We start from the raw sequence: 12121 nt of genomic DNA, 5'->3' as shown, positions 1-12121 counted from the left end.
GTGGGTGGTGCCGCAGGTGATCGCGGCGGTGGCGAAGACGGCGTCGAAGATCGCTGATTTGGTGAAGCGGCTCGTCAAGGCTCTGCAGGCGTTGGTGCCGTTGTTGAAGCGGGCGGGTGATCTGTTCACGGATGCGGCGAAGGCGTTGCGGAACATCAAGCCGGGGAAGGCCGCACCGCCGCCGAAGCACACCGACATCAAGAGCGGCCCGAAGGACATCGGCGGCCCCAACGGCAAAGGCGGCCCGGACGCACCACCCCCGAAGACCGACCCGCCGCCGAAGGGCGACGACAGCACCAGCGCGGCGGGCGCGAAAGCGGACCCGCCGCCCAAAACCGACCCGCCGCCCAAGACGGACCCGCCCCCGAAGAGCGACCCGCCGCCCGACACCCCGCCGCCGCCGAAGGCCGACCCGCCCGGTGGCACGCCGAAGGGCGGGGCCGGCGGCGGCAAACCGAAGAGCGACCCCCAGGGTGACGGCCCGCGCGACCGCGCGGTGCCGGACGACAAGAAGGTCTGCGTCTCCGACCCGGTGGACGTCGCCACCGGCGAGGTCCTGCTGACCCAGGTCGACCTGACCCTGCCGGGCGACGCGGGCGACCTGACGCTGTCCCGCACGCACCTGTCGGCCTACCGCGCCGGCCGGTGGTTCGGCCGCTCGTGGGCGTCCACATTGGACCAGCGGCTGGAGGCGGGCGGCGAGCACCTCCGGTTCTTCGCCGAGGACGGCATGGTCCTCGTGTACCCCCGGCCGGACGACGGCCGGCCCGTGCTGCCGCTCGAAGGACCGCGCCACCCGCTGCACCGGACGGCCGGGGGCTACCGGCTGTCGGCGGGCACCCGCGAGCTGGTGTTCGCGGACGGCCCCGGCCGGGTGCTGCCGCTGACCGCCATCGAGCAGGGCGGCTCCCGCACCACGATCGAACACGACGGGAGCGGCGCCCCGCGGCTGCTGCGCCGGGACGACGGCACCGAGATCGGCATCGACTCCGCCGGCGGCCGGATCACCGCGCTCGGCGTGCCCGGCGGCGCGCCGGTCGTCCGGTACGGCTACAACCGGCTCGGCCAGCTGACCCAGATCGCCGGCTTCACCGGGCGCCCGGTGAACCTCGACTACGACGTCGAAGACCGGATCGTCGGCTGGCAGGACCGCACCGGCACCTGGTACCGCTACGTCTACGACGCCGAGGGCCGCTGCGTCCGCAGCGTCGGCGCCGAGCGCTACCTCAACGGCACGTTCGCCTACGACACCGAGGCCCGGACCACCCGGCACACCGACGCACTGGGCCACACCTGGACCTACCGGATGAACGAGGCCGGCCAGCTCGTCGAGCGGACCGACCCGCTCGGGCACACGCGCCGGTACTCGTGGACGCGCTACGACGACCTGCTGTCGCAGTCCGACGAACTGGGCCGGATCACCTTCTACGGCTACGAAAACGGCGTGCTGACGACCGTGACGCGGCCGGACGGTTCCGTGGTGCGGCTGACGCCGTTCGGCCCCGGCGAGGTGGAGCTGCGGGCCGGCAACGCGCGGGCCGTGGCCCCGGCGGCCGATCCCCACGCCGCCCTCCCGGGCGTCTCGACCCGGCTGCGCGTCGACGGCCCGGCGGACGCGCTCGGCGACGAACCGGTGCTCACCGCGGCGGTGCGGCCGGGCGACCGCGACCCGTTCGGACGGCCGCGGCTGGTGCACACCGCGTCCGGTGCCGCGGCCCGCCTGGGCTGGACGGCCGAGGGACAGCGCTCCTGGCGGATCGGCCCGGGTGGTGAGCGGGAAAGCTGGCGCCACGACGGCGAAGGCCGTGTCGTCGAGCACCGTGACGCCGCCGGGCGGACGACCCGGCGCACGTACGGCCCGTTCGGCCTGCCGGTCGAGGAGTTCGACGCCGCCGGCGCGCGCACGGCGTACGGCTACGACGCCGAGCTGCGGCTCGTCTCCGTGACCAACCCGCGGGGCCTGACCTGGCACTACACCTACGACCCCGCCGGACGGCTCGTCGGGGAAACCGACTTCGACGGGCGCCGGCTGACCTACGCCTACGACGAGGCCGGGCAGCTGCGCCGGATGACGAACGGCCTCGGCGAAGTCACCGAGTACGCCTACGACACGCTCGGCAACGTCGTCGAACGGCGGACCGCGACCGGCGTCACCGGGTACGCCTACGACGCGCTGGGGCAGCTCGAGCACGCGATCAACAACGAGTCGGTCCTCCAGGTCGTGCGCGACGAACGCGGGCGGGTACGCGAAGAAACCCTCAACGGCGTCGGCGTGCGCTGGACCTACGACGCCGCGGGGGCCCACCGCACCACGCTGTCCGGTGTGGACAGTGAGTGGCGGTACGCGGGCGACCGCCCGGTGTCGCTGCGCATCGCGGGCCACGAGATCGCGTTCGAGTACGACGAAGCCGGCCGGGAGACCGCTCGTTCGGTCGACGGCGAAGTGGTGCTGCGCCAGGGTTTCGACGCCACGGACCGGCTCGGCGAGCAGCTGATCACCGGCGTGGGCCGGCGCGCCTACAGCTACACGCCGGACGGCAGGCTCGCCGCGATCGACGATGCCCGGCCGGCCCGGTTCGGGTTCGACCAGGCAGGCCGGGTCGCCGAGGTGCACACGCCCGACGGCGTCGAACGCTTCGCCTACGACGCGGCGGGCCGGATCGTGCCGCCGTCCGGGACGCGGTACGGCCACGACCCGCAGGGCCGGGTGACCAGCCGGGTGCACCCCACCCCGGCCGGGCCGGAGGAATGGCGGCTGGTCTGGGACGAGCTGGACCGGCTGGTCGCCGTCATCGCCCCGGACGAGTCCTTCTGGACCTACCGCTACGACCCGCTCGGCCGCCGGTTCGCCAAGCGGCGCTGGGTGCTCGGCGACGACGGCTCGCCGCGGCAGACCGCCGAGACGTGGTTCGTCTGGAGCGGCGGGGAGCTCGTCGAGGAGATCGAGCTGGCCGACGACGGGTCCTCGCGCGTGCTCACCTGGGAGCGGCACCCCGACGACGGCCGTCCGGTGGTCCAGGTCGAGCAGCGGGGTACCGAGGTGCGGTTCCACACGGTGGTGACGTCCCCGGCCGGCACCCCGACCGAGCTCCTCGGGCCGGACGGCTCCGTGGACTGGCAGGCACGCACCAGCTTCTGGGGCGAGCTGCTGCCGTCGACGTCCGGCAACGCGCCGATGCCGCTGGCCTTCCCCGGCCAGTACCGCGACGCCGAGACCGGGTTGCACTACAACGTCTACCGCTACTACGACCCGCGGACGGGCCGGTACCTGAGTCAGGACCCGCTCGGCCTGGCCGCGGCGCCCGACCCGGTGGGCTACGTCGGGCAGCCCCACCTGCAGGGCGACCCGCTCGGCCTGGTGAGCAGCCCGTGCGGCAAGACGGGCGGCCCGAAGTCCCCCGACAGCCCGGCGGGCGGCGGGGACGCGGGGAAGCTCCCGCCGGGGGCCAAGAAACCGGACGGCTTCGGCGAGTTCCGCGACCCGGACGGCAAGATCCGGCCGCACAACATGACCGACGAGCAGTACGCCGAGTTCTCGAAGAAGTGGGACGAGATGATGGCGCCGGGCAAGGACAAGTCCTGGTTCTGGTCGGGCGGCCACATCAAGGACTCGGTCGTCGACCCCGCGACCGGCACCAAGATCTCGGACTCGAAGTACCACGGCTCGATCGAGAACCCGGCGATCGACATGGCGAAGAAGAACGGCGGCAACACCCTCGAAGGCCTCCTGAAGGACAACGGCGTCGAGATGCCCAACTTCTCCGACAACCACCCGAACGGCGAGAAGGTGTGGAAGGACGCGTCGAAGGCGCTGGCCCACAACGCGGAAGGCGACGTCCACATCGCCCTGCCGAACACCCCCGGCCAGTCCAGCGGCTGGGCCGGCCAGGGCGACGAGCTGGCCTCCCGCCGCCCGAACAACGTGTTCGACATGGACGAGTTCCCGATCCTGCGCCACAACCCGAAGGTGGACAAGGTCATCGCCCACGACACGGACTACCCGGACGCGCCGCCGGTGGTGATCTGGGACCGCACCACCCGCTGACGCGTCACATCACCCAGCGGCGGAAGCCGCCTTCGGCGTCGATGACCTGGCCGGTGATCCACCGGCTGTCGTCGGAGGCCAGCCAGCGGACCAGCCGTGCCACGTCCGCCGGCCGGCCCCAGCGCCCGGCGGGCAGGGCCCGTCCGACGCGTTCGGTGAGGTCCGGATCCGCCCACCCGGTGTCGACCGGGCCGGGGTTGATCGTGTTGACCGTGATCCCGCGATCGACCAGCGCGTCGGACAGGGTGAGCGTCATCTGGTGGATGGCGCCCTTGCTGATCGCGTAGGGCAGCTCCCGGCTCATCGGCGCCAGGTGCTGCCCGGAGGTGAACAGGATGATCCGCCCGCCGGGGCGGGCGTCGTCGTGCGCGGCGGCGAAGGCCTGTGCCAGCAGCACGCTCGCCCGGGCGTTCACCGCCCAGCACAGATCGAGCTCGGCGGCGGTCACTTCGGCGAGGCTCTGGCCCGAGCTCCGCGCGTGGTTGGCGACCACCACGTCGACCGCACCGAACGCCTCCGCGGCGGCGGCGACCACCAGCCCGGGTGCCTGCGGATCGGCGAAATCGGCCGCGAACGGGCGCAGCCGGGGGCCGGCACCGCCCAGCTGCTCGACGATCCCGGCCTCGCCGGCCGGATCGGCGCCCCACGGCTGTTCCGCATCGTGCGGGGACCACGAATGCACGAGCACCGACGCACCGGCCGCCAGCAGTTCCGCCGCCACCGCGAACCCGATCCCGGCGCGCCGGCTGACCCCGGTCACCACCGCGACCCGGCCCGCCAGTGGTCCCTCCACCTCGGCATTCCCCATGGGTGCACGATAGCCACGGGCCCGAGCCCGGCGGTTCACCGGCGGGCGGTCACTGGGCCGGGCTCCTGGCCCCCGGGTGCGATCACGCTCTGCACGCACTCCCGCAGCAGCGCCCGGCGCCGGTCGTGCACCTCGGCGGGCTCCGCTTCCGTGGCGGCGTAGACGTTGCTGACCGGCGACCACGCCATGGACATCGCGATCACCATCGCCATCAGGTCGAACGGGTCGCCCGCCCGGACCAGTCCCGCGGCCTGCGCGTCGGCGATGGCGCGCAGCTTGGCGTCGTCCAGCCGGTCGGCGCCGGCCACCAGGTGCCCGGGCCGAGTTCCCCACCCTCACCTACGGGGGGGACCGACCGCCACGACGGCTCCCCCCACCCTGGGCGCCTTCTCCCGCGAGTACGTCGTCCGGGAGGACTTCGCCTACCGGCTCCCCGCCGGGCTCGACCCGGCGTCCGCCGCACCGCTGCTGTGCGCGGGCATCACGGTCTGGGAGCCGCTGCGCGCGCTCGGCACCGGGCCCGGCACCCGGGTCGCGGTGGTCGGGCTCGGCGGCCTGGGCCACCTGGCGGTCAAGCCGGCGGTCGCCCTCGGCGCCGAGACGACGGTCGTCAGCCGATCCGCCGCCAAGGCCGCCGACGCCTCGGCGCGCGTGAGCTGCTGCTGTCGACCGACCCCCGGCAGCTCGCGGCGGGCCGTGACCGCTTCGACGTCGTCATCGACACCATCGCGGTGCCGCACGACCTCGGCCCGTACCTGCGGCTGGTCGCCCTCGACGGCACGCTCAGCCAGGTCGGCCACCTCGGCTCGCTCACGGTCGAAGCCCTGGACCTGCTGGTGGGCCGCAAGAAACTGACCTCGGCGGGCAGCGGCGGCCGCACCCAGACGGCGGCGATGCTCGGCTTCTGCGCGCGCCACGGCGTCACCGCGGACGTCGAAGCGGTCCCGTCGGCCCAGGTGAACGAGGTCCTGGACCGCCTGTCCCGCAACGACGTCCGCTACCGCTTCGTGCTCGACCTGGCCGACCTCGACGCTTGACCGCCGGTCACCGGCCCCACTGCTGGTTCGATCCGCCGTTGCAGGTCCAGATGACCACCTTGGTGCCGTTGGCGGTCCCCGCGCCGGTCACGTCGAGGCACAGTCCCGACTGGCCGTTCGTGATGGTGCCGTTCCCGGTGAAGGTCCACTTCTGGCCGTTCCCGCCGGTGCAGTTCGCGATGACCGCCGCGGTGCCGGCGGCGGTGCCGCCACCCGTGGTGTCCAGGCAGCGCTTCGTACTGCCGGAATAGACACTCAGCTCCCCGGTGCTGCCCCGGGTCCACTGCTGGTTCGCCCCGGTGTGGCAGTCCCAGATCTGGACCTGGGCACCCGCGGTGGTCGACGAAGCGGGCACGTCCAGGCAGCGGTTCGCCGCCACGGCGCGCACCGGGCCGCTGCCACCGGGGTCCGGGGTGCCGCCGTTGAGCGTGTCGAGGACGGCGGTGTAGGCCTGCTTCTTGCCGTAGTTGCCGTCGAACAGCAGCGGGGTGTCCGACCGCCACGAATACTTGTCCGTGACACCCCACACGGTGATGCCGGTGCAGCGGGACACCGCCATGCACGCCTGGGTGACCTGCCGGTACACGTTCGCCTGCCCGGATCCCGAGCCGCCGACGTCCAGCTCGGTGATCTGCACCTCGACGCCGAGGTCGGCGAAGCGCTGCAGGTTCGCCTGGTAGCTGCCGAGGTTCGAGTTCGAGCTCAGGTGACTCTGGAAGCCCACGCAGTCGATCGGCACGCCCCGGGCCTTGAAGTCCCGGACCATGTTGTAGATGCCGGTGCTCTTGGCGTTGATGCCGTCGGTGTTGTAGTCGTTGTAGCAGAGCTTCGCGGCCGGGTCGGCGGTGCGTGCCGCGCGGAAGGCCTCCTCGATGTAGCCGTCACCGAGCTTCTGCTGGAAGGTCGCCAGCCGCCGGGTGCCGTTCTCCTCGAACGCCTCGTTGACCACGTCCCAGGCGACGACCTGGCCCTTCCAGTGGCCGGCCACCTGGCTGATGTGGTTCAGCATCGCCGAACGCAGGTTGTTCGCGTCCAGTCCGCCGACCCACGGGGCCAGCTGCTGGTACCACACCAGCGTGTGCCCGCGGATCTTCATGCCCCGGCTCTTCGCCTGGCTGATGATCCGGTCGGCGGGCGCGAAGTTGAACTGGTTGCGGTTCGGCTCGACCGTGTCCCACTTCATCTCGTTTTCCGGGGTGACGCCGTTGAACTCCGACGTCCACGTGTTGACGTAGGCCGCCTCGCCCAGGTGGCTCGCCGAGATCGCGGCGCCGAAGTACCGGCCGGTCTGCGCCGCCGCGGCCCCGAGCGTGCTCGCCGCCCCGGCGACACCGGGCGACAGCACCAGTGCGGTCGCCGACAGGCCGGCCGCCGCGAGGAGGGTGACGGCGGACCGCAGGCGGCGCCGTGGGGGTGAACCGGTGATCATCGCAGTCCTCGTTTCGTCTCGGAAGGAGTCGGCCGGCTAGCTCCGCGTCCATTTCTGGGCGTTGCCCCCGGTGCACGTCTGCAGCGTCACCGGGCTGCTGTTGCCGGTGCCGCCCGGGGCGAGGCACAGTCCGGATTGGACACCGGTGATCGTCCCGTCGGCGGCGGTGTTCCACTGCTGGTTGGTACCGCCCGTGCAGTCCCAGATGATCACCCGGGTGCCTGCCGTCGTCCCCGTTCCCTCGGCGTCGAGGCACTTGCTGCCGTACACCACGAGCTGCTTCCCGGTGGTCGACGTCCACTGCTGGTTGCCGCCGCCGTTGCAGTCCCACAGCGAGACCTGGGTGCCGTTGGTCTGGGACGCGTTCGGGACGTCGAGGCAGCGACCGGAGCCGGTGTTGCGCAGCACGGACGTCGACCCGCCACCCGAACCGGTGACGGTCAGGTTGTCGAACTGCGCGGTCTCCCCCACGCTCGTGCCGATGCCGACCTGGCCGGCCGGGAACGTGCCGTCGGTGACCGTGCCGAGCACCGTCCCGTCGACGGTGGCGGTGATGGTGCTGCCGGAGAAGCCCAGTGACAGCTTGTGCCAGCTGCCGGTGCCGAGCGCGGCCGTCGTACCGCTGCGCAGCGTCGTGATCTGCTGGCTGGTGTTGTTGCGCCGGATCGACCACGCCCCGGTGTCGCTGACCCGCAGGTAGTAGGCGTTCATCGCGCCCTGGTTGCCCGTGTCCTGCGAGCCGGCCCGGCCGATCAGCTCGACGTACCCGGCTTTCTCCAGCAGCACGTCCGTACCGAGCGTGTAGTTGCTCCAGGCGACGTTGCCCAGCAGCGCGTAGGGATCGACGAACTTCTTCCAGGGGATCGTCTTCTGCGTCGCGGACTGGCGCACGCACGTGCCCGCGCGGCCGGCACCGCAGGGGGCGGCCTCGAAGGCGCCTTCCATGTCCATCAGGTACTTGGCTTCCTTGCCCTTGGCGTACCCGTCGAAGTCGTCGGCGTAGGGCAGGTTCAGCGAACCCTGCGGCGGGCTGGTCGCCGTGCCCTTGCCCTGCCCGGTGGTGGTCGTGATGGTGTAGAGGTGGCCGGGCTGGACGGTCAGGGAGTACGCGCCGCCGGACGGGGTGATGTCGGCGCCGCGCACGAAGTGGTCGGCCGGGTTGTTCGAGTTGAGGTTGGTCGCCCACACGTGCACCGGGCCGGCGGACAGCCCGCCGGCGACGTTCAGGTTGAGCGTCTGGGCCGACGTGGCGTCCATCGTCTCGATGACCGTGCTGTAGTCGGTGTTGTTCGGCGACTTCAGGGAAACGTAGCTGCCGTTGGCGCGGTTCCCGCCGAGGTAGCCGCTGGAGGCGTCGAGGTACTTCCAGCCGGGCGCGGTGAACTGCGTCGTGTGCGCCAGTGCCCACGCGTCCTTGCCGACCGAGTAGTAACCCGACCACGGCTGGTTGGCGAGGATCAGGCCGACGGTCGGCCAGGGGATGTTCGGCGTGGTGGCGGCGATCAGGTCCCAGTTGAGGTAGGCGGTCATCTTGCCGTCGAGGTAGACGCGGTTGATCCCGCGGGCCAGCGGCTTGGCGCCGTCGTTGTAGTCCTGGGAGCCGTTTTCGCTGGACCACAGGGTTTTGCCGGTGTTGAGGACGTTCGCCGGGACGGTGCAGGAGGTCTGCGCGCTGAGGTAGCCGCAGGTGTAGTGGGCGCTGAGGACGTCGGTCGCGTTGCGGTAGGCCGTGTTGGTCGGGATCGCGCTCGCGGGCCCCCAGTCCCCCGGCCACGAGTCACCCGAGATGACCTTGACGGCGCTGTACCCGTTGGCGTTGAGCGCGTTGCGCAAGGTGACGGTCCAGTCCGCGCTCCACTGCTTTTCGTTCTGGACGCTCGTGAGGTAGTCGATGGTCAGCCCGTGCTGCTTGGCGCACCCCAGCCACGACAGGTAGTAGTCCGTGAGGTCGTTGGAGAAGAACGTGCCGTTGCCGATCCAGCCCGGCGCGCCCCAGGGCAGGCCCACCAGCTTGATCGCGGGGTTGCGCAGCTTCGCCTGCTCCATGATCCACCACTCGTACCCGCGGTTGCAGTCCAGGTCGCCGCGGAAGTGGGCGTGGCTGGGCTCCGCACCGCTCGTGGAGTTCGTGTCCCCGCCCATCTCCACCTTGAGGATCTGCAGGGCCGCCCCGTAGCCGGGCTTGAACAGGTAGTCGAGGATCTGGCCGCGCTGCGGCTCGGGGTAGTCGATCAGCAGGCGGCTGTTGCCACCGCCGCCGCTGACCGCGCCGACGCCGTCGAACGTGCGGCCACCCGAACTCCCGTTGATCGTGATCGAGGTGGCGGCCTGGGCCGGCGCCGCGGCCACGGCGCCCCCGGCCACGGCCAGGACGACCGCGGTGACCGCCGCAGCCGCGGTTCTCACGCTCCGGAGCATGGTTTCCTCACTTCCGACGAAAGCGGCACCCGGCGAAACTCTCGGACCTGCCGTCGAAACAATCGGTTGATCGGCGAAGGGGGAAACCACTCACGAGACCCATCTTCGTCGACGGCGAACACGCTGGGCGTTAACGCTAACAGCACGCCTGCCACCGAACAACTGCCGACCGCCGGCTTCGGCCGCACTTTACGAAACAACACGCGCGCCAGGGCACCGAGCGAGGATCGGCGCAGTTCAGCGCGCTGCCGCGACACCGGGATACCTCTTCTCGCAAATGTAAGTTTCGGAACGCCGAGCGAGAACAACACCGGGCACCCCTTTCCCGCGGCGCCTTCCCCGGCTACAGTCTCCGATTGCTGGGAGCGCTCCCAGTGCGGCCGTTTCCGGCACCACCCGTCGTTCGAAGGAGAAGGTGCATGCGCAGCAGGACAGTGGCCGCCGGCGGGCTCGCCGCGGTGGCCGTGACCGGCGTCGTGGCCGCCACCACGTGGACCGGCGCCCAGGCCGCCGCCTCGGCGTACTACGTCGACCCGGGCACCAACGCGGCCAAGTGGGTTGCGGCGAACCCCGGCGACTCGCGCGCCGCGGTCATCCGCGACCGCATCGCCGCGGTACCGCAGGCGAGGTGGTTCACCACCACGAACACCGCCACGGTGCGCAGTGAGGTGGACGCCTACACCAGCGCGGCAGCCGCCGCGGGCAAGATCCCGATCATGGTCGTGTACGACATCCCCAACCGCGACTGCGGTGGCGCGAGCGGCGGCGGCGCGCCGTCCCACGACGCCTACCGGGCCTGGGTCGACCAGGTGGCGGCCGGGCTGGCGGGCCGCCCCGCGGCCATCGTGCTCGAGCCCGACGTGCTCGCGCTCATGACGAGCTGCCAGAACGCCGACCAGCAACGCCAGACCTCGGCGTCGATCGCGTACGCGGGCAAGCGGCTCAAGGCCGGCTCGTCGCAGGCCAAGGTGTACTTCGACATCGGGCACTCCGCCTGGCTGTCCCCCGCCGAAGCGGCGGCGCGGCTGCGGGCGGCCGACGTCTCGAACAGCGCCGACGGCATCGCCACCAACGTGTCCAACTACCGCTCGACCGCCGACGAAGTCGCCTTCGCCAAGGCGGTCCTCGGGCAGCTCGGCGACTCGCGGCTGAAGGCCGTGGTCGACACGAGCCGCAACGGCAACGGGCCGCTGGGCAGCGAGTGGTGCGATCCCGGCGGGCGCGCGATCGGCATCCCGAGCACCAACCAGACCGGCGACGGCCAGATCGACGCGTTCCTGTGGGTCAAGCCGCCGGGCGAGGCGGACGGCTGCATCGCCACCGCCGGCCAGTTCGTGCCCCAGCGGGCCTACGACCTCGCCGTCGCGGCCGGCCCGGTCACGACCACTCCCACCACGCCGACGACCCCCACCACCCCGACGACGCCCACCACGCCGACCACCACGACCCCGCAGCCGGGCGGCGGCTGCAAGGTCACCCACCGGGTGATCAGCACCTGGGCGACCGGGTACACCGCCGAAATCGTCATCGAAAACCGCGGCGCGGCCCTCGACCGCTGGTCGCTCACGTTCTCCGCCCCCGGCGTGACCGTCAGCCAGGGCTGGAGCGGAACCTGGAGCGACACCGGCGACGTCATCAAGGTCGACAGCGCGTCGTGGAACGGGACCCTGGCCACGGGCGCGACGGCCACGCTCGGCTACAACGCGAACTACAACGGCAGCACCCCGCCGTTCCTGCAGCCGGCGCTCAACGGGACCTACTGCTCCTGAGCCCGGCGGCCACCGCCCAGCCGCAACGCGGAGACGAGGAAGAAGACGCCGCCCAGCGTGGCGTAGCCGGCCAGTGCCGTCAGCGACGCACCGTCCATTGTGGCCTGAACGAGGAACGAAGCACCGGCCACGACGGAGATCGCGCCACTGAGGATCAGCGGCCACTGGCCGGCGAGGCCACGCCGGGCGACGCCGACGACGAGCTGGACGACGCCGGCCACGATCGCCCAGCTGCCCCACACGCGCAGCACGCCCGGGATCCCGGACGAGGCGGCGACGGCCAGACCGGCGGCGGCGAGCAGGCTGATCGCGACGTTCACGTAGAGCGCCGCGATCGGCTTGCCCGCCTTCGGCGAACGCAGGTCGAGCACGGCGGCGACCACGTCGAACAGCGGGTACAGCACGAGCAACGCGATGCTGACCGGGCCGAGGCTCGACGCCGTCGCGAAGAGCAGCCCCGCCCAGACGAGCGCGAACGCGAACCGGACGAAGTAGAGCCGCCGCAGGGATTCCGCGGTGCCGGCGGCCGGAGCGGTGTTCGTGGTCATGGAGTCTCCCGGTAGATAGAACGATCTGTCTCGTTGGCCGACTATGGCAGCGACCGGGCACCGTCGT

9 protein-coding genes are annotated in these 12121 nt (G+C 71.8%); 3 read left to right on the top strand and 6 right to left on the bottom strand.

The genetic code is table 11. The features are described 5' to 3' along the window. The first annotated feature begins 16 nt into the window (after positions 1-16). Positions 17-4045 (top strand): DUF6531 domain-containing protein, encoded by a 4029-nt coding sequence (locus tag ACLJQE_RS44095; protein WP_410645834.1) that lies wholly within the window; start codon positions 17-19, stop codon positions 4043-4045. Between the two features lie 4 nt (positions 4046-4049). Here ACLJQE_RS44095 and ACLJQE_RS44090 read toward each other — a convergent pair whose 3' ends face one another. From ACLJQE_RS44090 to ACLJQE_RS44080, 3 genes are all read right to left on the bottom strand, one after another. Next, positions 4050-4853 (bottom strand): SDR family oxidoreductase, encoded by an 804-nt coding sequence (locus ACLJQE_RS44090; protein ID WP_410645833.1) that lies wholly within the window; start codon positions 4851-4853, stop codon positions 4050-4052. Between the two features lie 35 nt (positions 4854-4888). Then, positions 4889-5161, bottom strand: coding sequence for a hypothetical protein (locus ACLJQE_RS44085; protein WP_410645832.1), 273 nt, complete (start codon positions 5159-5161; stop codon positions 4889-4891). A gap of 114 nt (positions 5162-5275) precedes the next feature. Further along, entirely contained in the window at positions 5276-5593 is a 318-nt protein-coding gene (locus ACLJQE_RS44080; protein WP_410645831.1) for a hypothetical protein, read from the bottom strand. Here ACLJQE_RS44080 and ACLJQE_RS44075 point away from each other — a divergent pair. Further along, a complete protein-coding gene (locus ACLJQE_RS44075) occupies positions 5585-5890 on the top strand; it encodes a hypothetical protein (protein ID WP_410645830.1) in 306 nt (101 codons plus the stop codon). The genes ACLJQE_RS44080 and ACLJQE_RS44075 overlap by 9 nt on opposite strands. Positions 5891-5897: 7 nt before the next feature. Here ACLJQE_RS44075 and ACLJQE_RS44070 read toward each other — a convergent pair whose 3' ends face one another. Both ACLJQE_RS44070 and ACLJQE_RS44065 read right to left on the bottom strand, forming a co-directional pair. Further along, positions 5898-7319 (bottom strand): endo-1,4-beta-xylanase, encoded by a 1422-nt coding sequence (locus tag ACLJQE_RS44070; protein WP_410645829.1) that lies wholly within the window; start codon positions 7317-7319, stop codon positions 5898-5900. Between the two features lie 36 nt (positions 7320-7355). Then, a complete protein-coding gene (locus ACLJQE_RS44065) occupies positions 7356-9737 on the bottom strand; it encodes a ricin-type beta-trefoil lectin domain protein (protein ID WP_410645828.1) in 2382 nt (793 codons plus the stop codon). Positions 9738-10171: 434 nt separating this feature from the next. Between ACLJQE_RS44065 and ACLJQE_RS44060 the strand changes: the two genes are divergently transcribed. Next, positions 10172-11506, top strand: a complete 1335-nt coding sequence (locus tag ACLJQE_RS44060; protein WP_410645836.1) for a glycoside hydrolase family 6 protein — start codon at positions 10172-10174, stop codon at positions 11504-11506. Here the strand turns inward: ACLJQE_RS44060 and ACLJQE_RS44055 are convergent. Continuing rightward, entirely contained in the window at positions 11494-12054 is a 561-nt protein-coding gene (locus ACLJQE_RS44055) for a hypothetical protein (protein ID WP_410645827.1), read from the bottom strand. The genes ACLJQE_RS44060 and ACLJQE_RS44055 overlap by 13 nt on opposite strands. Positions 12055-12121 lie beyond the last annotated feature (67 nt).

This window comes from Amycolatopsis sp. lyj-346, assembly GCF_046548975.1.
Taxonomy (GTDB): Bacteria; Actinomycetota; Actinomycetes; order Mycobacteriales; family Pseudonocardiaceae; genus Amycolatopsis.
This window is presented reverse-complemented; position numbering and strand designations above follow the sequence as displayed.

Excerpts from the sequence above, each read along its gene's own strand:
- ACLJQE_RS44065 (WP_410645828.1), bottom strand. The coding sequence starts at position 9,737 with ATGCTCCGGAGCGTGAGAACCGCGGCTGCGGCGGTCACCGCGGTCGTC.
- ACLJQE_RS44070 (WP_410645829.1), bottom strand. The coding sequence starts at position 7,319 with ATGATCACCGGTTCACCCCCACGGCGCCGCCTGCGGTCCGCCGTCACC.
- ACLJQE_RS44055 (WP_410645827.1), bottom strand. The coding sequence starts at position 12,054 with ATGACCACGAACACCGCTCCGGCCGCCGGCACCGCGGAATCCCTGCGG.
- ACLJQE_RS44090 (WP_410645833.1), bottom strand. The coding sequence starts at position 4,853 with ATGGGGAATGCCGAGGTGGAGGGACCACTGGCGGGCCGGGTCGCGGTG.